Source organism: Neohoeflea coraliihabitans (genome assembly GCF_019334345.1).
In the GTDB taxonomy this organism is placed as follows: Bacteria; Pseudomonadota; Alphaproteobacteria; order Rhizobiales; family Rhizobiaceae; genus Pseudohoeflea; species Pseudohoeflea coraliihabitans.
Map to the genome: position 1 here is coordinate 193,973 of NZ_JAHWQX010000003.1, position 18,992 is coordinate 212,964.

An 18,992-nucleotide genomic window follows, 5' to 3' on the forward strand; every position below is an offset into this window, starting at 1 on the left:
CCTGGCCTCATGCCGCGTCGGGGCCGGTGAAGCGGGCAAGGTAGAGGTGGCCGGCGATCGGCTGACCCTGTTCGTAGCGCACGATGATGTCACCGGCCTCAAGCAGCGCGAAGCCGGCGGCGGCCAGCTGCTGTTCGACATAGGTTGATGCATGTGCGAAGCGCTGGAAGGGGCCGACCATGAAGGCGCGGCCCTGCATCACGTTGTCAGGCAGGGTTTCGCTCGAGAAGGCGAACAGCGCCCCCGGCCGGCAATTTGCGGCGGCGGCGCGGCACAGCGGCGTCAGGTCGCCGAGATAGGGCAGTACGTCGGTGGCGGCGATGAGATCGAAAGGCTCATCGTCATTGTCCTCGAGGTAATCGACCGCCTCGGCGACATAGAGCGTGTCATACAGGCCCTTCTCATGGGCGATCTCGACCATGTTCTCGGCAAGATCGACGCCGGTGACATCGTCGGCCATATCTTCGAGCGCGCCGCCGGTCAGGCCGGTGCCACAGCCAAGGTCAAGCAGGCGGTCGAAGGGACCGAGGCCGAGGTCAAGGAGGCGCTGGCGCAGCAGAAGCGGCACGTGGTAGCCGAGATCCTCGACCAGCACCTTGTCGAAAACCTCGGCATGCTGATCGAACAAGGTGGTGACATAGGCTTCCGGCGCGCGCTGCGGGGTGCCGCCACGGCCGAGACTGGCAAGCCGCACCGCGACGCCGCCATGATCCTCCGGATCAAGCGCAAGCACTTTCTGATAGGCCGCGGCGGCGGCATCGTGATCGCCTGCTTTTTCCAGCTTGAGGGCGCGGTTATAGGCTTCGGCCAGCGCCGCTTCGTCGATCTTGGCCATGCTCGGAACCGTTCATTGCTGCTTGGGTGACTTTGCGCCGTCCTAGATGTTTTGCGGGCTCGCAGCAAGCGGCGCCCAGCGGTTGATACTGTCTTTGCGGTCGCGGCTCAGCGCTTGAGATGCCGGGTGAGGCGGTTTTCGAGCACGACCCAGATGTTGCGCAGCATCTCGACGATGACGAGGTAGAACACGGCTGCCCAGATGTAGGTCTGGAAATCGAAGGTGCGCGAGAAGGCGCGGCGGGTCTCGCCCATCAGGTCGAAGACCGTGACGATCGAGACGATGGCGGAGGCCTTGATCATCAGGATGATCTCGTTGCCATAAGGCCTGAGGGCGACGATCATCGCCTGCGGCAGGATGATCTTGCGGAAGGTGTGAAAGCGGTTGAGGCCGAGGGCCTTGGCGCCCTCGAACTGGCCGCGCGGTATGCTTTCGATGGCGCCGCGCAGAATTTCCGCCTGGTAGGCCGCCGTATTCAGCGAAAACGCGAACAGGGCGCAGTTCCAGGCGTCGCGGAAGATCGTCCACAGGCCGATGGCTTCCAGTTCGCTGCGGAAGGAGCCGAAACCGTAATAGATGAGAAAGAGCTGGGCGATCAGCGGCGTGCCGCGGAAGAAGTAGACATAGGCATAGGCGAAGGCCGACAGGACGCGGTTTTGGCTCATGCGGCCGTAGCAGACCGGGATCGAGATGATGGCGCCGAGCAGGATGCAGATGACCACCAATTCGATCGTCACCCACAGGCCGGACAGGTATTTCGGTCCGTAAAGGGCAATCTTGTCGATGTCCCAGGCGCCGATCAGCCAGGCGGCGAGGGCGACGCCGGCCAAGAACCAGGCGGCCACGAGTACCCATCCGATGATTTTGGCCGGCGTGACGCGGCCTTTGGTTTCGGGCGGCGGCGGCGCCGGCGGCAACAGTTCGGTGACATGGCTCATCAGCGCTGCTCCGCCCGCTTGTAGCGATTTTCAAGATGGCTGGTGACGAGCGAGGACAGCATGGCGAGGGCAAGATAGAGCAGGCAGGCAATGCCGAAAAAGAAGAACGGTTCCTTGGTGATGCGCGCGGCAATGCCGGTCTGGCGCAGCGTGTCGGACAGGCCGATGACCGAGATCAATGCCGTGTCCTTGAGGAGATTCATCCACAGATTGCCGAGTCCGGGCAGGGCGATGCGGATCAGTTGTGGCAGGATGATCAGCCGCATGACGGTGCGTGAGCGCAAGCCAAGCGCGGCTGCCCCCTCATACTGACCCGCGGGGATGGCCTTGAAGGCGGAGGCCAGCACTTCGGAGGCGAAGGCGGAGAAGACCAGCGCCAAGGCAATGAGACCGGCGAAGAAGGCGTTGATCTCGAAGGTCGCATCGATGCCGAGGGCGACGGCAAGCTGCTGCAGGCCGATCTGCAGGCCGTAAAAGATCAGAAAGATGGTCAGAAGTTCCGGCAGGCCGCGGAAGATGGTGGTGTAGATGTTGGCGGCTAGGCGCAGGGAAGGAGCGGCGCTGATCTTGGCAAGCGCCAGAAAGAAGCCGAGCGTCAGCCCGACGGGCAGGGTGGCGAGCGACAGGGTGACCGTGATGAAGAAGCCGGACGCGATCTCGTCGCCCCAACCTTCGGCGCCGCAGGCGAGAAGCGACGCATCGGGCAGCAATTGCAGCAGACCGATCGGCCCGCATAGCGGATCGAAGGAAGACAGAACCGAAGCTGCCACCAGCGGCGGCGCCGTCGGGTCAGGCATTGAGTCCCCACAAGTCTGCCGGACGACCCGGCCTTTCCAGACCGGGCGGCGAAAAATCGCCGCCCGGTGGTGTGACGATGCGCGAGGCAGGCGCCGCGCGTTGCTGTGCGCTCAGCTTATTCGCCGTAAACGTCGAAGTCGAAATATTTGTCGTTGATTTCCTTGTATTTGCCGTTCTGGCGCAGCGCGGCGATCGCTGCGTTGAAGGACTCGCGCAATTCATCTTCGCCCTTGCGCAGCGCAATGCCGGCGCCTTCACCGTTGATCTCGAGGTCCGGCGTCAGGGTGCCGAGGATCTTGCAGCAGGATCCCTCATCGGAATTGACCCATTCGCTGAGCACCACGACATCGTCGATGACAGCATCGACACGGCCGGATTCCAGGTCGAGCTTGTACTCGTCGGCGGTCGGATAGAGCTTCAACTCGGCCGAAGGCAGCTTGGCTTCGGCGTAGTTGGAGTGGGTGGTCGACGACTGGGCGCCGAGCAGCTTGCCGTCAAGCGCCGCATCGGAGGCTTCGCTGATGTCCGAGTCCTTGGCGACAGCGATGGCCGGCGGCGTGTTGTAGTATTTCTCCGTGAAGTCGACTTTTTCCTTGCGCTCTTCGGTAATCGACATCGAGGCGATGATGGCATCATATTTGCCGGCGATCAGGGCCGGGATCATGCCGTCCCAATCCTGGGTGACGAAAGTGCACTCGGCATTCATCTCCTCGCACAACGCCTTGGCGATATCGATGTCGAAACCGGTCAGAGTTCCGTCGGATTCCAGGGTATTGAAGGGCGGGTAGGCGCCTTCCGTGCCGATGGTGATCTGCTTCAGGCCGTCCTGGGCCATGCCCTGCGTGGCGCCAAACGCCAGAACAAGAGCCAGTGCCGAAACGGCGGTGGTGATCGTTTTTGACAGTTGCATTGATTTCCCCTCAGTTCAGATTTGCAGCCCGAGGCTGCGTGTTGGTCGATGTGGATGATCCCAAACGGGACGACGAAAACGGGAATATTCCCACTGTTTCGTCGAGAAAAGCAATTGCGAATTTCACCGTGGATGCGCAATTATATTAGCCATTACAATGACGTAACGGCACCTGCCGGCGAAGGTTTGATCAGCGATTTGCGAGAATCCGCTCGGCGGTCTCGAGATCTTCCGGCCGGTTGATATTGAAGAATGGATCGGCCCTATTGGCGAAGGGAAACTCGACCGTCGCGCAGGCAATACGATCGAGGAAGGCACGAATGCTGAGATCTGCCGCGCTGTGCAGGTGATTTTCAAGAAGCGGGGCAAGCGTGACGGGCCAGAGGCCGCAGAGAGGGTGAGTGCGGCCGCCGGAAGCCGCGACGGCAGCGCAGCCAGGCGATGTACAAGCCGCGGCAAGCCGTTCGACAAGATCGCGCGGCAGGAAGGGGCAATCGGCGGGAGCCGTGGCGAGATGCGTGATTTGCGGTTGCCCCGCGGCCCAGTCGAGCATGGTGGCGATGCCGCGCAGCGGACCGGCCCCGGGTCCGGGCCGATCGGCGATGACGGGCACGGCCATGCCGGCAAAGCGGTCCGGGTCGCCATTGGCGTTGATGGCCACCAGGCGCGCCTGCGGCTGCATCCGTGCGACGACATGTTCGATCAGGGGACGGCCGGCGAGCAGGCGCATCGGCTTGTCGCGCCCCTCGGCACTGGTCCCCATGCGCCGGCCCGCACCGCCGGCAATGATCGCAGCGGCGATGGCGGCGCCGGGCGGCGGGTTTACGGCCTGATCATGCGGGCGATTGCGCGCGGTCATTGGACGCTGCCGCGCGGCGTATCCAGACCGCTTGCGATGCGCCGCTCGATGCGTCCGGTATAGTGCGCGGCGGCAATGGCGAACAGGGTCGTTGCCACCATGATCAAGAGAAGCGGCAGCAGGCTGCTGTCGGCATCGAGCAGCATCCCGACCCAGGACGCGAGGATGGCGCCGCCGCCGATCATCATCGTGCCACCAAGTCCGGATGCCGAGCCGGCCAGATGCGGACGAACGCTGACGATGCCGGCATTGGCGCCCGGCATTGTCATGCCGTTGCCGACGCCGAGCAGAAAGGTCGGTCCGAAAAAGGCGAGCGGCGAAATCCAGCCGGCGCTGTAGAACAACAGTGGCAGCAGCGTTGCGATGATGGAGACGAAACAGCCGAGCACCATGATGCGCGTGATGCCAAGGCGCCGGGCGTATCGGCCGGACAGGAAATTGCCGAGGATGTAGCCGAGCGCGATCAGGGCGAACCACAGGCCGATGGCCTGGGGCTGCAGGCCGAGCACGGTGCTTGCGGCGTAGGGCGCGCCGCCGAGAAAGGAATAGAATGTGCCGGCGGTGAAGGTTGACGTCAGCGCATAGCCCCAGAACCGCCGCGAGCCCAGCAATTCGGGATAGGCCGCAATTTGCTGCCTCAGATTGGTGGATCGGTGGGTATTGGTTTCGCCGACATCGTGGTGGCAGAGAGCGAAAACCGCGATCCCGTAGACCAGGGCAAAGATGAAGGTCGCCTGCCAGCCGAAAAGACCGGCGAGAAAGCCGCCAAGCGCCGGCGCAAGCATCGGGACGACGGCCATGCCCATGGTGACATAGCCAATGCGCGCCGCGGCTTCATCCATATCAACGACATCGCGGATCATGGCCCGCGGCAGGATCAATCCGGCGACCGCCGTGGCCTGCAGCATGCGCGCTGCAAGAAACATCTCGATGGTCGGAGAGATCAGCAAAAAGATGGTGGCAAGAATGAAGATCGCCAGGCTGCAGAGCAGCACCGGGCGCCGGCCGTAGCGATCCGACAGCGGCCCGATGAACAGTTGCAGGATCCCGGTGGCGGCGAGATAGCCCGAGACAATCAGCTGCACGAGCCCGTAATCGGCGCGAAAATGCTCGGCGATGGCGGGAAGGGCAGGCAGGAAAATGTTGAGATTGAGCGCGGCAAGCCCGGTGACAAGAACCAGGGTCATCAAATGGGGCGGAGTGCGGGGCAACGCTGTATCGGGGCGAGACATGCACCTACCTAAGTGATTTCAATCGTCTTGTGCAATTTCCTCACACCGAACCAAGCAAATTGAGGAGCATTCTAGCTATTCGGCAACCGGATTCTTAACCGGTCGGATGGCATCTTCATCGGCATCCATTCTCAGGCGCTTTGGCAAACTCAGACACACAGGAGGCAGGAATGAGCGACACGGCGACTCCCCAGACCTGTCCCTTCTGTGCGGCCCTGTGGGGGACGTGCGAGCATTATGACGTGCTCGCCGAATGGGAAGAAAGCGCTGCCGCAATGGAAGGCGGCGAGGCCCAGCTGGGCCCGCAGCGCCGGTCGCACATGCGCGCTGACAGGCGGGCAATGCCGCTTGCCGTAGCGGGGCCAGACCCTTCTTCCGCCCTCTCCGACTAAGGGGTATGCCGGACCGGCGATTCGGCGGCGACGCTGCCGGCGTCGGCACGCACGTGCTCGCGGTACAGCGTGTACAGGCCCGAAGCGATGATGATCGTGCCGCCGATGATCATGAACAGGTCCGGCACGTCGCCGAAGAAGATGAATCCGAGAATGACGGCATAAAGGAAGCCGGTGTAGCGGAACGGGGCGACGGCCGAGATGTCGCCGACCCGCATCGACAGGATGATGAAGTGATAGCCGAACAGCAGCGAACCGGCGGCGAGGGCCAGAAGCGCCACGGTGGCGATATCGAGGGCGATCCAGTTGCCGGCGAAGGGCGGATCGATCAGCAGGCCGCCCAGCGCCACGAAGGGCGAAGTGACCACCGAAATGAACAGGGGCGGGATGGAGCTGTCGAGCTTGCGCGTGGCGATGTCGCGTGAGGCGGCAAAGAGCACGGTGCCGACGATCAGCAGCGCATAGGGGGAAAATCCCTCGAGACCGGGACGGACGATGATCAGGACCCCGAGGAAGCCGGCGGCGATCGCGCTCCAGCGTCGCCAGCCGACCGGCTCGTTGAGAAACAAGGCCGCCCCCATGGTCACGGCAAGGGGCAGCGCCATCAGGATCGCGGTGGCGGTGCCGATCGGGATCTGGGCCAGTCCGGTCAGGAAGGTCAGCGTGCCGCCGACCTCGCCGATGACGCGCAGGGCGAACCAGGGCGAGAGGGAAAGACGCAGCGGTCGCATTGCCCTGCGATGGCGGGCCAGCAGATAGATCAGCAGCGAGGCGATGACGCCGCGCACAAAGATGATCTGGCCCATCTCCATGTCGGCCGACATCGCCTTGACGAGGGTATCATTGAACGTGAAGCCGAACAGGGCGAGCGACATGAAAAGCGCGCCGCGTTGATTGGAAGTAAGGGGCATGGGACGATCCGAAACTGAACGGCGTTGGCACGCGGCCCGCCAAAGGCAAATATCTGGCGCTCTTACGCCGCGCATGCAGCCGAAAAATCGCGCCGGGCTCAGCCGCCGGTAACACTCATATGGCGTTTGACCGCCGGCTGCGAGCGGCCGCGCTCGATGATGAAATCATGACCCTTGGGCTTGCGCCCGATGGCTTCGTCGATGGCATCTGACAGCGGACCGGGGGCATCGGAGGCGCGCAACGGGGCGCGCAGGTCCGCCTCGTCATCCTGCCCGAGGCACATGTACAGCCGGCCGGTGCAGGTCAGACGCACGCGGTTGCAGCTCTCGCAGAAATTATGGGTCAGCGGCGTGATGAAGCCGAGACGCCCGCCGGTTTCAGCCACCTGCACATAGCGCGCCGGGCCACCGGTCTTGTAGGGGATGTCGGTCAGCGTGAACCGCTCGGACAGATCGGCGCGAACCTTGGACAACGGCAAATAGCGGTCGGTGCGATCTTCCTCGATCTCCCCCATCGGCATCGTCTCGATCAGCGTCAGATCCATCCCCTCGCCGTGAGCCCATTCAAGCATCGAGGTGATTTCGTGCTCGTTGAAGTCCTTCAGTGCGACGGCGTTGATCTTAACCTGAAGCCCGGCATCGCGGGCGGCGGCGATACCGCCAAGCACGCGGTCGAGATCGCCCCAGCGGGTGATGGTGCGGAACTTTTCGGGGTCAAGCGTGTCGAGCGAGACATTGATGCGCCGGACACCGCACTCGAAGAGCTCCGGCGCGAAGCGGGCCAGTTGCGAGCCATTCGTGGTCAGGGTCAATTCGTCGAGCGCACCACTGTCGAGGTGGCGCCCAAGCTGGCGTATCAGTTGCATGATGTTCTTGCGCACCAACGGCTCACCGCCGGTCAGCCGCAATTTACGCACGCCCTTGGCGATGAAAGCGGAGCAGACGCGGTCGAGTTCCTCGAGCGTGAGCAGGTCCTTCTTCGGCAGGAAGGTCATGTGCTCGGCCATGCAATAGGTGCAGCGGAAATCGCAGCGGTCCGTGACCGAGACCCGCAGATAGGTCACGGCGCGCCCGAAGGGATCGATCATGGCCGGCAATGGCGTTGAAGTGTGCAGCATCAGGCCTCTATCTCACGGAACGTGGTACAAAACAATGTCGAGACGATTGGGGGCAATTTCAAGCCGTTGCCGCCAAGTCCCCGCGCATCGGCGCTTGCCGTTGCTGTGCCAGACAACATAGAACGCTCATGCAGCGGGAGATATTGCAATGCGGCACGAAGACGCCTGGCCGACAGAATTGAAGGTCACGAACACGGGGACAAACCTCGCCGTGGCATTTGATGATGGACGGCGCTATGAGCTGCCGGCGGAACTGTTGCGGGTGCGCTCACCTTCGGCCGAGGTGCAGGGGCACGGGCCGGGGCAGCGTGTGACGGTGCCGGGCAAGCGCAACGTGGCCATTTCGGATGTGGTGCCGGTTGGCCATTATGCCGTCCGGCTTGTTTTCGATGACGGCCACGACAGCGGCATCTTCACCTGGGCGTTTCTCAGCGAGATCGGCGAAACCCAGGATGATGTCTGGCAGGGCTACCTCACCGAACTGACGGAAAAGGGCCTGCGCCGCGAGCCATAGTCCGGCAGCAGGCCTTGCCAAGGGAACAGGATGCGCGGCTTTCGGCGGCGCTAAGCCTGATTGGCTTCGCCACCGTCATCGTCATTGCCCTGGGTCAGGGCGGCAATCAGGCGCTGCATGACGTCGCCGACGAGATCACACTCCTCGATCGATGCCGTTGCCATCGACCGTTCGATCACCGCCGTCTGGATGGCCAGGGCTTCCTCGGTCAGCGAGCGGCCGGCAGGGGTCAGAGCGAGCCGCAGAACACGCCGGTCGGCGGGATCAATGGCGCGCGCGACAAGACCGCGCTGTTCGAGCTGCGGCAGCAGCATCGAGAGATTCGAGCGCCCGACCAGCAATTTGTGCGCAAGCTCCTGCTGCGAGATGTCGGGATGGCGATAGATGTTTGCCAGGATGTCGAGATGCGGCGGCTTGAGATCCAGCCCCTGCAGGGCGCGCGCCAGGGTCAGACCCATGACCTGACAGGCACGGGCGACCGCCACCCAGTTGCGAAACCTCGGATTGTCCCAGGGGAGGGCTTGATTTTTGTTCATGGTTGTACAATCATCTGTTCATGGTTGAACTTATAGGATCTGTACGATGAGCCTGGCCCTGAAGTCCATAGGCGTCCTGATCGGTCTGGTGTCGCTGTTCGGCACGGCGCGTGCCGGGCGGCTGGCCTTTCGATTGGCTTCACGCGCTCCGAGCGGCGCACCGGCGTCGCGCCGCGAAGCGGAAGTGCTGGCGCGGGCCGCAGCCGCTTTCAAGGCGGCGAAAACCGTGTGGCTGCGCACGCATGACGGGCTGATTGCCGCCTATGATTTTGCGCCGACGCCAGCGGCAAAGGGCGGCAGGCGGGTTCTGGTGGTGCACGGGTATCGCTCGCGCAGCGAACACATGCTGCCGATCATCAACCGGCTGAAAGCCGAGAATTTTCGGCCGGTGGCGATCGACCTGCCCGGTCACGGCAGGTCACGCGGGCAGACCAGCCATCTGATGGCATCGGTGCAGGCAATCGATGCGGCGTGGCGCGAGTTCGGACCTTTTGATGCGATGGTCGGGCATTCGTTCGGCGGCGCCGCTGTCCTGGCAGCGGCCGCCGGTGCCGTTCCCGGCCTTGCCAGTCGGCGGCCCTACAAGCTGGCGGTGATCGCAGCGCCGACCCGGCTTGCCGCCCTGTTCGAATGGATCGGAGCCAGCGTCGGCCTGTCGGCGCGGGTGCAGGCCGCCTTCGAAGGCGAGGTTCTGCAGCAGACCGGCAAACCGCTTGCCGCCTATGACGCGGCCAATGATGTGAAGCGCCTGCGGGCCGAAGTTCTGGTGCTGCATGCCCCAGATGACAAGGAGGTGGATTTCGGGCAAGCCGAGCGCCTCGCCGCTGCCGGGCCGCATGTGCGGCTGGTGCCGGTCAGGGGCGCGGGCCACCGCCGCATCCTGCGCGCGCCGCTCATGCTTGACGCGCTGGCCGGCTTCCTGAACGATGCGCCCGCGGCTACGGCGGACCAGACCGGGACGCCGGCAGCGCGGTCCACTGCGGCCTGAGCGGTCGCCAGAGCCGCGCGGCTCGCATGCGGCAGCAATAGGGGGAACGGCATGGCGGTAGGGGATGCAGCGACTGAGGTGCCTTCAAAGGCTGGCACCGCGGAGCAAGACGATGGCGAGGAGCTGACGATTACCAGCATCGCGGCGCTGGAACGGCTCTATCCCGCCGCGGGCGGCGCAGCACTGACCAAGGTGGTGCCGCAACTGACGCCGGCCTATCGCACACACATTGCCGCGGCTCCGTTCGTGGCGCTGGCGACCGCCGGCCCCGGCGGCCTCGATTGCTCGCCGCGCGGGGATCGTGGCAGCGTCGTGACGATTGCCGATGACCGGACCTTGCTGATTGCCGACCGGCCGGGCAACAACCGGCTGGATTCGCTGCGCAATATCGTCCACGACGACCGCATCGGCCTGTTGTTCCTGACACCGGGGCTCGACATGACGGTGCGCGTCAACGGTTCGGCAACACTCTCGGTGGCGCCGCATCTGCTCGACCGGCTGGCGATCGATGGCAAGCGACCGCGGCTGGTGATCGTTGTGTCCATACATGAGGTCTATGCGCAATGTTCGCGGGCGTTGCTGCGGGCGCGCATGTGGGAGCCGGAAGGTCGTGTCGACGCGGACAGCCTGCCGAAAATGGGAGAGATCCTGCGCGAGATCGAGGCCTCGTTCGATGCAGAGGAATTCGACCGCGAATGGCCGCAGCGGGCGCGCCAGGCTCTCTGGTGAGGGCGCGGCGCGCCATTGGTCCGGTGTATCAGGCGGTGTGACAGGTGAATGCGCGCAGTCAGTTGCGAACGATCACCCGCGTGCCGACACCCACCTGGTTGTAAAGATTGATCACATCTTCATTCGCCATGCGAATGCAGCCCGACGACATCGCCTTGCCGATCGTCCAGGGCTGGTTGGTGCCGTGGATGCGGTAGATGGTCGAGCCGATATACAGGGCGCGCGCGCCGAGCGGATTGTCGGGTCCGCCCTTCATGTAGGCCGGCAGTATGCGGCCTTCCTGGCGCTTGACGCGATCACGCATGGTCTGCGGCGGCGTCCAGCCCGGCCATTCGGCCTTGCGGGTAATACGGTTGGTGCCCTGCCAGGTGAAACCCTCGCGTCCGACTCCAATGGCATAGGCCATGGCCTTTCCGTTGCCGAGGACGTGATAGAGGCGGCGGTCCGACGTGTCGATGATGATCGTGCCCTTGGCGTGCTTCTCGGCGAAGCGGATCGTACGGCGTGGAATGGGCGACTTGTCGGAATTGCGATGCGTGCGACCGAAATTCTTCGAAGGCGGGAAAAGGATCTGCAGCAGGCTTCTCTGATTGCCGTCCGGCGCGGCGTGCGCCATCGAGGTGCCGAGCGGCGCCGTGACAAGAAGGGCGATAGCTGCTGCGATTGCGATTTTTTTCATGCTGATGTTCCCCAGATCTAGAAATCGGATGCCCCGGTCCGATGGTGATTTTGCCGTAGCGGCCTATCCCGATTGCCGCAAGTGAAACAGCGGGCCGGCAGGCGCGCCGAAGGCAAGAATTTGTGCGCCTGTGGCCCGCTTGCGCCACCGCGGCGCGCTACTTCCTGTACATCATCCAGTTCTTCTCGAGCTCGCCCTGCATCTCCGGCGTATACAACTGGACCTGGTTGCGCCCGCGATTCTTGGCCAGATAGAGCGCTATATCGGCATTGTTGTAGAGTTCGGATGCATCGTCGGCGTCGGACGCCATGCAGATGCCGAGCGAAATGGTGATCGGCCCGTAGTCGACGCCGGTTTTCTGGTTGCGCAACGGCGTGGCGTGGATGGCCTGGCGGATGCGCTCGGCAACCTCGACCGTGATGTCCATGCTGGTGCCTTGCAGGATGACGGCAAATTCCTCGCCGCCTGTGCGGGCCAGGAACACATCCTTGCGCAGGTTGGAGCGCATCACCGCTGCCACAACTCCGAGGACGCGGTCGCCAACGGGATGGCCGTACTGATCATTGAACTGCTTGAAGTTGTCGACGTCGCAGACGATGAGGGCATGGTACATCGCGTCGCGCGCGTCACTGTAGATTTCGGTGATCTTGTCGTCGAAGGCGCGTCGATTGGCCAGCCTGGTCAGCGGATCGGTATGGGCAATGCGCTTGTATTCATCGAGTTCGAGCTTGACCTGCTCCATCTCGAAGGCACGCTCCACCATGTGCTTGACGACGACTTCGCCCTTTTCCATCGTGTCGCCGGTCGCCGAGCTCAAGGTGTTGACGATGTTCGAGAGAATCTCGGCGCTGGCGTGGTTCTTGGAGGAAATCCGGCTGTAGGTCTCGTTGAGCAGGCGCGCATAGCTTTCCAGCGATGACTGCTCCTGCTTGAGGAGGCGCAACATGGACTGCACCTCTTCGGTGATGCGCTCATGGGCGCCGTCCACCACGGTCGTCTTGTAGTGATGGGCGAAATATTTTCGGCCCAGATCATCGAGTTGCTGCTGCGTCGGCGTCGGCCCCAGCGCTTCGAACTCTCGCGTGAGCTGCGCGTTGGACGCGTTGAGCGCTTCGTAGACAAGTTCATAGTTGCGCGGAATGCCGGCAATATTGCTGCGTCGCATGGTGGCAAGCACCATCGTCGCGGCGTCGAGCATCCGTACCTTCTTGCCGCCGGTCGGCATCGTCATGCGAATTCCCCAGGGCCCCTCGAGTGTGTGAAAACAATAGGGCAGCAAACCTTGGAGAAAGATTAACACTGGCCCCCACGAAGGCCGTTGACCTGAAAAATTGCGGAAAAAATAATGCCGCCGCGGCGGAAAGTTGCGCGGCAGGAAACAGGCCCGACTTTTCGTTGCGCAATCAGCCTGCCGCGTTAACCGAGGTTAAGAGACTGGAAGAAGTCGTTGCCCTTGTCGTCAACCACGACGAAGGCAGGAAAGTTCTCGACTTCGATGCGCCAGATCGCTTCCATTCCCAGCTCGGGATACTCGACGACCTCGACCTTCTTGATGCAGTCCTGCGCCAGGCGGGCCGCCGGACCACCGATCGATCCGAGATAGAAACCGCCATGCCGGGCGCAGGCGTCGCGCACCGCTTTCGAGCGATTGCCCTTGGCCAGCATGACCATCGACCCGCCGAAAGACTGGAACTGATCAACGTAGGAATCCATGCGCCCGGCCGTGGTCGGGCCGAAGGAACCGGAGGCATAGCCGGCCGGCGTCTTGGCGGGCCCGGCGTAGTAGATCGGATGATTCTTGAAATAGTCGGGCATCGGCTCGCCGGCCTCGAGCCGTGCTCTTATCTTGGCGTGGGCAAGGTCACGCGCGACGATGATCGAGCCGCTGAGCGACAGCTGCGTCTTGATCGGATGGCGTGACAATTCGGCGAGGATCTCCGGCATCGGCTGGTTGAGATTGATCTTGACGACGTGTTCGGAGAGCTTTTCCTCGTCGATGTCGGGCAGATATCTTGAGGGATCGGTTTCCAGTTGCTCTAGAAAGATTCCGTCGCGCGTGATGCGGCCCTTGGCCTGCCGGTCGGCGGAGCAGGAGACGCCAAGTCCGATGGGCAGCGAGGCGCCGTGACGCGGCAGGCGGATGACGCGCACGTCATGACAGAAATACTTGCCGCCAAACTGCGCACCGACGCCCATCTGCTGCGTCAGCTTGTGCACCTCGGCTTCCATTTCGCGATCGCGGAATGCATGTCCGGTCTCCGAGCCTTCAGTGGGAAGGGCATCGAGATACCGCGTCGAGGCGAGCTTGACCGTCTTGAGGTTCATCTCGGCGGAGGTGCCGCCGATGACGATGGCGAGGTGATAGGGCGGGCAGGCGGCCGTGCCGAGCGTGAGGATCTTTTCGCGAAGAAACTCGATCATGCGGTCATGGGTCAGCAGCGAGGGCGTTCCCTGATAGAGAAAGGTCTTGTTCGCCGAGCCGCCGCCCTTGGCGACAAACAGAAAGTCGTAGGCGTCCTCTCCCTCCTGATAGATGTCGATCTGCGCCGGCAGATTGTTGCGCGTGTTGCGTTCTTCGAACATCTTCAGCGGCGCCAGTTGCGAGTAGCGCAGATTCTTCTTCTCGTAGGCGTCCATGACGCCGGCGGCCAGCGCCGCATAATCGCCGCCTTCGGTCCAGACGCGACGGCCCTTTTTCGCCATGATGATCGCCGTGCCGGTGTCCTGGCACATCGGCAGCACGCCGCCGGCGGCTATGTTGGCGTTCTTCAAGAGGTCGAAGGCGACGAAGCGGTCGTTCTCGGTAGCTTCCGGATCATCGAGAATGCTGGCAAGCTGTTGCAGGTGCGAGGGGCGCAGCAAATGATTGATGTCGGCGAAGGCCGCTTCGGCGAGAAGCCGCAAGGCCTCGGTGTCAACGACCAGCAGATCCTCGTCGCGGAATCGCTCGGTCGTGATGTGCGCGTCGCTCAATTTGCGCCAGGGGGTGGTGTCGGGACCCAGAGGAAAAAGATCGTCAGCCACGGAATACCTTTCCAGTCACATGTCGGTCGCAGAACTTGGCCACGGTCTTAGGGGCAAGGCCCGGCAAATGCAATTGCACGGAATCGGTGGCGGGCGGCCTTGAATAATTCAATACTTCATGATTTATCGAGGTAATTAAGATCGAAAACCGTAACGCCCGTACCGCCGCTTCGCGCAGCGGGCGCCGCGTCCAAAGGAAGAGGAGCGTGAAGTGTCGATTTTCGAGCGGTATCTGACTCTTTGGGTCGCCCTGTGCATCATTGCCGGCATCGCGCTCGGATACGTGTTTCCAGCGTTCTTCGAGATGATCGGTTCGGCCGAGATCGCCAACGTCAATCTGCCGGTGGCGGTGCTGATCTGGATGATGATCATTCCGATGCTGGTCAAGATCGACTTTGCCACTCTGGGCCAGGTCAGTCGCCACTGGCGCGGCATTTCGGTAACGCTGCTCGTCAATTGGGCCATCAAGCCGTTCACCATGGCCGTGATGGCCTGGGTTTTCATCGGATGGCTTTTTGCGCCCTGGCTTCCGGAAGCTCAGATCGACAGCTACATCGCCGGTCTGATCCTGCTTGGCGCCGCCCCGTGCACGGCGATGGTCTTTGTCTGGAGTAATCTCACCAAGGGTGACCCGCTTTTCACGCTCAGTCAGGTCACGGTGAACGATCTGGTGATGGTCGTCGCCTTTGCGCCGATTGTCGCGCTCCTTCTCGGCATTTCCGCGATCACGGTGCCGTGGCAGACCCTGCTTTTGTCGGTTGCGCTCTACATCGTCGTGCCGGTGGTCATCGCCCAGCTGTTGCGCAAGCGCTTTCTGGCGGCCGGCGGCGAGGCCGCGCTGCAGGGGTTGCTGGCAAGACTGCAGCCGCTTTCGATGCTGGCATTGCTGGCGACACTCGTCGTCCTGTTCGCGTTTCAGGGCCAGGCGATCATGGCGCAGCCGATGATCATCGTTCTGCTTTCGGTGCCGATCATCTTCCAGACCTATCTGATCTTCGGAGTGGGATATTTCGCCAACCGGGCTGTCGGCGAGACGCATGTGATCGCAGGTCCGTCGGCGCTGATCGGGGCGAGCAATTTCTTCGAACTTGCAGTGGCGGTGGCGATCAGCCTGTTCGGCTTCAATTCCGGCGCCGCGCTGGCAACAGTGGTCGGCGTGCTGATCGAGGTTCCGGTGATGCTGTCGCTGGTGTGGATCGTCAACCGCTCGAAGGGCTGGTATGATGTCGGACCTGCACAGGCGCGTCGCAACCGGGCTCATCCGTAATTCCTCGCGTCCGAGCGGCCAGGGTGTTGACGCTTTGCAACAGCCGTTCACAAACGGGTGACACGCGGTACGGTCGCTTGCTTTGCGCAAGGGCTTTGTTACCTTTTGGCATATAGCTGATTCAGCTGCGTCGCGGTCATGGACGCTCGGTATTGCAAACCTCAGCCCATTGCTCGGCAGAGCAGCGGCTCGGGTCTCCGCCAGAAGGGAAAAAGTTCGTATGGTTTCGGGTAAGGGTTTGAGCGCCGCTTTGTTGGCCTTGATGATGGGCGTCAGCGGGCTGACGATTGCGCCGCCGCAGGTCGCGGCCGGCGCGCTCGATGCCAACTTCATCAAGACACCGCAGCAGCGCATCCGCGAATTCAACGCGCAACAGGACGGCCGGCAGGATCGGCGGTGGCGTGAACGCCGGATCGAGCGCCGGCGTTCAGAGACACGGTCGCGGTCGCGGTCGAACAAGCCGACCTATTCGTCGCAGGCGCCGATCAAGACGGTCAGCGGTCCGAGTTACAAGACCTACGCGCCCGACCGTCTGGTGCGCATTGATCTGTCGCAGATCAGTGATCCGATGGTGACAGCCTCGACCTCGACGGCGGGCTTTCCGCCGCTCGGCTTCAGTCCGTTCGAGGAAGGTCGCCAAGCGTTCGCCGACATCAAGCTGCGCGCCTTGCCCGAAACCGCCAAGGCGGTGATCGAAATCTATTCATCCGAACCCGAATATCTGTGGGTGGCCGGTACCGGGCTGAACGATGCGGCGCGCGCTGCCATCGCTGTTCTGCAGGATGCCGATGCAGTCGGTCTTTCCGCACAGGATTACCAGGTCGCGGTGCCGGCGGATTCGTTCGACATCGGGCTGGGTTCGGCACGCCAGCGCGAGTTGATGCGGTTCGAAATGGCCCTGTCGGCGGCGGTGGGTGACTACATCCTCGATGCCAGCCGGGGCCGTGTCGACCCGAACCGCATCTCGGGCTATCACGACTTCAAGCGCAAGCAGCCGGATCTGGTGGCGCAGTTGAAGAAGGTCGCAACATCCGGCGATGCCGCGGCCACGCTGCGCGCGTTCAATCCGCAGGGCGATCATTTCGCGGCGATGGTCGTCGAACTCGAGCGCTTGCGGCAGCTGGACGCCGAAAAGAGCATTTCGATCGATCCGGGACTGCTGCTGAAGCCCGGTCAGGCCAGTTCCGAGACGAAGAACGTGGTCGCGGCGCTGCGCCAGCGCGGCTCGGAGCAGTTGAAGAGCACGCACGCGCTGCTGCTGGCGAGCTATATCGACAATGAGGAATATGATCCGGACATCGTGGCGCTCGTGCGCGACTTCCAGAAGGAAGCCGGGCTGCGGGTCGATGGTATTGTCGGCCCGCGCACCGTGCAGGCCATCATGGGCGAGAGCAGTGCAGCGAAGATCACCAAGCTGAAACTGGCGATGGAGCGGGCGCGCTGGCTGCCGGGGCGGCTGGCTGATCGCCGCGTCTTCATCAACCAGCCGGCTTACACCGCATCCTATTACGAGAACGGCAAGAAGGATTTCGAAACGCGGGTCGTCGTCGGCACAGCTGCCAACCAGACCTATTTCTTCGATGACAAGATCGAACGCGTCGAATTCAATCCCTCCTGGGGCGTGCCGCAGTCGATCATCTTCAATGAAATGATGCCGCGGCTGCGCCGTGATCCGTCCTATCTCGATCGCCTCGGCTACCGCGTCACCTATAATGGCCGGTCCGTCTCCTCGAGTGCCGTCAACTGGTACTCGGTGGGCTATGGCACGGTCGGCGTGCGCCAGCCGCCGGGCCCGAAAAATGCGCTCGGGCAGTTGAAGATCATGTTCCCCAACAAGCATGCCATCTACATGCACGACACACCGGCCAAGTCGCTGTTCAACAAGGACATGCGTGCCTTCAGCCATGGCTGCGTGCGATTGCAGGATCCGCGCGGCATGGCGGCGCGCGTGCTCGGTACCAGCGTCGAGCAGATTGGCGCCGAGATCGCCGGTGGACAGAACAAGCCGGTTCCGGTGCCCGAAGAAATCCCGGTGCATGTCGCCTATTTCACGGCATGGCCGAGCGAGAGCGGCGAGATGCAGTATTTTGCCGATGTCTACGACCGCGACCGCTATCTGCAAAAGGCGATCGAGGCGACCGAGAGCGAGCGTCAGGCCGCAAGTTAAGGTGGGCCTGAGCCTCGGCCGGGGCGCATTCTGATTGGAACATGGCGCGGCGGCGCGGCGTTGTCGTGTCATGAAACTGCAGCGAATATCCGCAGGAGACCTTGCAGAGGCGTGCCATCTGGCGGCCGGCGGACGGCGATTGCGCCGATGCGCCCGCGGCCTGCTCAATGCTGTCGTCGGTGCGGGGCTGGCCGGCCTGCCAGTCGCCGCAGCGGCGGAGATTGCGCCCGAGACCGCCGTCGCCGAGAGCGCTGACCAGGCGGCGGGCGACGCTGCCGCGGACGGCAAAGTTACGCCCGTCACCGAGACCGGGACTGGACCTTTCGCTCTGCCGCTGCAGGGCCCGATGCCGATGCCAAGGCCGGTGTCAGGACGGATCATTCCGCCAAAAGAGACCATTGTCGAGCGGGTGCGGGATGCGGCACCGCCAGCAGGGCAGGCCAATTGCCTGCGCGCGCTGACGAGCCTCGGCGTGGTCTTCGAAGCGGCCGATCCGGTGCGCGAAGCCAATGGCTGCGGCATTTCCCAGCCCCTGACGATCAGTGGCTTTGCCGACGGCGTGCAACTTGATCCGCCGGCGATGATCGGCTGCAAGACCGCGGTGGCGCTGGCACAGTGGATCGAGGATGAAGTCAAGCCGGCGGCCGCGCGGCGGGCGTCGGGGCAGGTCGATCTGGCGTCCGGGGCGGTGATCAATGCCGCGGCGAGCACAACGGCAGACGCGAACGAGCCGCTGGCCGAGGGGCGTTCTCTCGCCGCCCTGGTTAATGCCTCGGGCTATGTCTGCCGGTCGCGCAACAATGGCGCAGCGGTCAAGAAGATGAGCGAGCACTCCTACGGCCGGGCGATCGATATCTCGGCCTTCACGTTCGCCGACGGCACGCGGCTGCCGGTCACTCCGCGCAGCGATGAACATACGCTCGACATGGCGTTCCAGCGCGCTGTGCGGGGCGGGGCATGTCTTTACTTCACGACCGTGCTTGGTCCGGGCAGTGATGCCTATCACTCCGATCACCTGCATCTCGACCGGGCGCCGCGGCGCGGCGGTTATCGCATCTGCCAGTGAGCTTTCCGGGTCTCTAACCCGCTATTTAC

The 18,992-nt window shown here is 63.1% G+C and carries 19 protein-coding genes; 7 read left to right on the plus strand and 12 right to left on the minus strand.

The window, feature by feature from the left end; genetic code table 11:
* Positions 1-7: 7 nt before the first annotated feature.
* The 6 genes from KY465_RS12000 to KY465_RS12025 form a co-directional block, all read right to left on the minus strand.
* Positions 8-835, minus strand: coding sequence for a class I SAM-dependent DNA methyltransferase (locus tag KY465_RS12000; RefSeq protein WP_219201949.1), 828 nt, complete (start codon positions 833-835; stop codon positions 8-10).
* A gap of 107 nt (positions 836-942) precedes the next feature.
* Complete coding sequence (locus KY465_RS12005; protein ID WP_219201950.1) at positions 943-1,773, minus strand: ABC transporter permease; 831 nt, start codon at positions 1,771-1,773, stop codon at positions 943-945.
* Positions 1,773-2,570, minus strand: a complete 798-nt coding sequence (locus tag KY465_RS12010; RefSeq protein ID WP_219201951.1) for an ABC transporter permease — start codon at positions 2,568-2,570, stop codon at positions 1,773-1,775. The genes KY465_RS12005 and KY465_RS12010 overlap by 1 nt, the downstream gene beginning before the upstream one ends.
* A gap of 116 nt (positions 2,571-2,686) precedes the next feature.
* Positions 2,687-3,481, minus strand: coding sequence for an ABC transporter substrate-binding protein (locus KY465_RS12015; RefSeq protein WP_219201952.1), 795 nt, complete (start codon positions 3,479-3,481; stop codon positions 2,687-2,689).
* A 190-nt stretch (positions 3,482-3,671) separates the two neighbouring features.
* Entirely contained in the window at positions 3,672-4,340 is a 669-nt protein-coding gene (gene mobA / locus KY465_RS12020; protein ID WP_219201953.1) for a molybdenum cofactor guanylyltransferase MobA, read from the minus strand.
* Complete coding sequence (locus KY465_RS12025) at positions 4,337-5,527, minus strand: multidrug effflux MFS transporter (RefSeq protein WP_219201954.1); 1,191 nt, start codon at positions 5,525-5,527, stop codon at positions 4,337-4,339. The genes mobA and KY465_RS12025 overlap by 4 nt, the downstream gene beginning before the upstream one ends.
* Before the next feature lie 215 nt (positions 5,528-5,742).
* Between KY465_RS12025 and KY465_RS12030 the strand changes: the two genes are divergently transcribed.
* Positions 5,743-5,964: a hypothetical protein gene (locus KY465_RS12030; protein ID WP_219201955.1), complete on the plus strand. Its 222-nt coding sequence runs from the start codon at positions 5,743-5,745 to the stop codon at positions 5,962-5,964.
* Here the strand turns inward: KY465_RS12030 and KY465_RS12035 are convergent.
* Positions 5,961-6,875, minus strand: coding sequence for a DMT family transporter (locus KY465_RS12035; protein ID WP_219201956.1), 915 nt, complete (start codon positions 6,873-6,875; stop codon positions 5,961-5,963). The genes KY465_RS12030 and KY465_RS12035 overlap by 4 nt on opposite strands.
* A 98-nt stretch (positions 6,876-6,973) precedes the next feature.
* On the minus strand, positions 6,974-7,993 hold the full coding sequence (gene moaA / locus KY465_RS12040) for a GTP 3',8-cyclase MoaA (RefSeq protein WP_219201957.1): 1,020 nt from the start codon (positions 7,991-7,993) through the stop codon (positions 6,974-6,976).
* A 148-nt stretch (positions 7,994-8,141) separates the two neighbouring features.
* Between moaA and KY465_RS12045 the strand changes: the two genes are divergently transcribed.
* Positions 8,142-8,507 carry a gamma-butyrobetaine hydroxylase family protein gene (locus KY465_RS12045; RefSeq protein ID WP_219201958.1) on the plus strand — a complete coding sequence of 122 codons (366 nt, stop codon included), beginning with the start codon at positions 8,142-8,144 and terminating at the stop codon, positions 8,505-8,507.
* Positions 8,508-8,557: 50 nt separating this feature from the next.
* Here the strand turns inward: KY465_RS12045 and KY465_RS12050 are convergent, their stop codons facing one another.
* Positions 8,558-9,043 carry a MarR family winged helix-turn-helix transcriptional regulator gene (locus KY465_RS12050; RefSeq protein ID WP_219201959.1) on the minus strand — a complete coding sequence of 162 codons (486 nt, stop codon included), beginning with the start codon at positions 9,041-9,043 and terminating at the stop codon, positions 8,558-8,560.
* A gap of 46 nt (positions 9,044-9,089) precedes the next feature.
* Here KY465_RS12050 and KY465_RS12055 point away from each other — a divergent pair, with 46 nt between their 5' ends.
* Positions 9,090-10,031 carry an alpha/beta hydrolase gene (locus KY465_RS12055; protein WP_219201960.1) on the plus strand — a complete coding sequence of 314 codons (942 nt, stop codon included), beginning with the start codon at positions 9,090-9,092 and terminating at the stop codon, positions 10,029-10,031.
* A gap of 51 nt (positions 10,032-10,082) precedes the next feature.
* The gene (locus tag KY465_RS12060; RefSeq protein ID WP_219201961.1) at positions 10,083-10,760 is read left to right on the plus strand and encodes a pyridoxamine 5'-phosphate oxidase family protein; all 678 of its coding nucleotides are present in this window, start codon (positions 10,083-10,085) and stop codon (positions 10,758-10,760) included.
* 58 nt (positions 10,761-10,818) lie between these two features.
* Here KY465_RS12060 and KY465_RS12065 read toward each other — a convergent pair whose 3' ends face one another.
* From KY465_RS12065 to KY465_RS12075, 3 genes are all read right to left on the minus strand, one after another.
* Positions 10,819-11,439, minus strand: coding sequence for a L,D-transpeptidase (locus tag KY465_RS12065; protein WP_219201962.1), 621 nt, complete (start codon positions 11,437-11,439; stop codon positions 10,819-10,821).
* A gap of 157 nt (positions 11,440-11,596) precedes the next feature.
* Positions 11,597-12,670 (minus strand): GGDEF domain-containing protein, encoded by a 1,074-nt coding sequence (locus tag KY465_RS12070; RefSeq protein WP_255561638.1) that lies wholly within the window; start codon positions 12,668-12,670, stop codon positions 11,597-11,599.
* 185 nt (positions 12,671-12,855) lie between these two features.
* The gene (locus KY465_RS12075; protein WP_219201963.1) at positions 12,856-14,463 is read right to left on the minus strand and encodes a fumarate hydratase; all 1,608 of its coding nucleotides are present in this window, start codon (positions 14,461-14,463) and stop codon (positions 12,856-12,858) included.
* Positions 14,464-14,674: 211 nt separating this feature from the next.
* Here KY465_RS12075 and arsB point away from each other — a divergent pair, with 211 nt between their 5' ends.
* The 3 genes from arsB to KY465_RS12090 all read left to right on the plus strand — a co-directional run bounded on the left by arsB (position 14,675) and on the right by KY465_RS12090 (position 18,963).
* Positions 14,675-15,730, plus strand: a complete 1,056-nt coding sequence (gene arsB, locus KY465_RS12080; RefSeq protein ID WP_219201964.1) for an ACR3 family arsenite efflux transporter — start codon at positions 14,675-14,677, stop codon at positions 15,728-15,730.
* Between the two features lie 220 nt (positions 15,731-15,950).
* Complete coding sequence (locus KY465_RS12085; protein WP_255561639.1) at positions 15,951-17,897, plus strand: L,D-transpeptidase family protein; 1,947 nt, start codon at positions 15,951-15,953, stop codon at positions 17,895-17,897.
* 70 nt (positions 17,898-17,967) lie between these two features.
* Complete coding sequence (locus tag KY465_RS12090) at positions 17,968-18,963, plus strand: extensin-like domain-containing protein (protein WP_255561640.1); 996 nt, start codon at positions 17,968-17,970, stop codon at positions 18,961-18,963.
* Positions 18,964-18,992 lie beyond the last annotated feature (29 nt).

Excerpts from the sequence above, each read along its gene's own strand:
- KY465_RS12025 (WP_219201954.1), bottom strand. The coding sequence starts at position 5,527 with ATGACCCTGGTTCTTGTCACCGGGCTTGCCGCGCTCAATCTCAACATT.
- KY465_RS12085 (WP_255561639.1), top strand. The coding sequence starts at position 15,951 with ATGGTTTCGGGTAAGGGTTTGAGCGCCGCTTTGTTGGCCTTGATGATG.
- moaA (WP_219201957.1), bottom strand. The coding sequence starts at position 7,993 with ATGCTGCACACTTCAACGCCATTGCCGGCCATGATCGATCCCTTCGGG.
- KY465_RS12005 (WP_219201950.1), bottom strand. The coding sequence starts at position 1,773 with ATGAGCCATGTCACCGAACTGTTGCCGCCGGCGCCGCCGCCGCCCGAA.
- KY465_RS12030 (WP_219201955.1), top strand. The coding sequence starts at position 5,743 with ATGAGCGACACGGCGACTCCCCAGACCTGTCCCTTCTGTGCGGCCCTG.
- KY465_RS12015 (WP_219201952.1), bottom strand. The coding sequence starts at position 3,481 with ATGCAACTGTCAAAAACGATCACCACCGCCGTTTCGGCACTGGCTCTT.
- KY465_RS12090 (WP_255561640.1), top strand. The coding sequence starts at position 17,968 with ATGAAACTGCAGCGAATATCCGCAGGAGACCTTGCAGAGGCGTGCCAT.
- KY465_RS12065 (WP_219201962.1), bottom strand. The coding sequence starts at position 11,439 with ATGAAAAAAATCGCAATCGCAGCAGCTATCGCCCTTCTTGTCACGGCG.
- KY465_RS12035 (WP_219201956.1), bottom strand. The coding sequence starts at position 6,875 with ATGCCCCTTACTTCCAATCAACGCGGCGCGCTTTTCATGTCGCTCGCC.
- KY465_RS12050 (WP_219201959.1), bottom strand. The coding sequence starts at position 9,043 with ATGAACAAAAATCAAGCCCTCCCCTGGGACAATCCGAGGTTTCGCAAC.
- mobA (WP_219201953.1), bottom strand. The coding sequence starts at position 4,340 with ATGACCGCGCGCAATCGCCCGCATGATCAGGCCGTAAACCCGCCGCCC.
- KY465_RS12045 (WP_219201958.1), top strand. The coding sequence starts at position 8,142 with ATGCGGCACGAAGACGCCTGGCCGACAGAATTGAAGGTCACGAACACG.
- KY465_RS12055 (WP_219201960.1), top strand. The coding sequence starts at position 9,090 with ATGAGCCTGGCCCTGAAGTCCATAGGCGTCCTGATCGGTCTGGTGTCG.
- KY465_RS12010 (WP_219201951.1), bottom strand. The coding sequence starts at position 2,570 with ATGCCTGACCCGACGGCGCCGCCGCTGGTGGCAGCTTCGGTTCTGTCT.
- KY465_RS12000 (WP_219201949.1), bottom strand. The coding sequence starts at position 835 with ATGGCCAAGATCGACGAAGCGGCGCTGGCCGAAGCCTATAACCGCGCC.
- KY465_RS12060 (WP_219201961.1), top strand. The coding sequence starts at position 10,083 with ATGGCGGTAGGGGATGCAGCGACTGAGGTGCCTTCAAAGGCTGGCACC.
- KY465_RS12070 (WP_255561638.1), bottom strand. The coding sequence starts at position 12,670 with ATGACGATGCCGACCGGCGGCAAGAAGGTACGGATGCTCGACGCCGCG.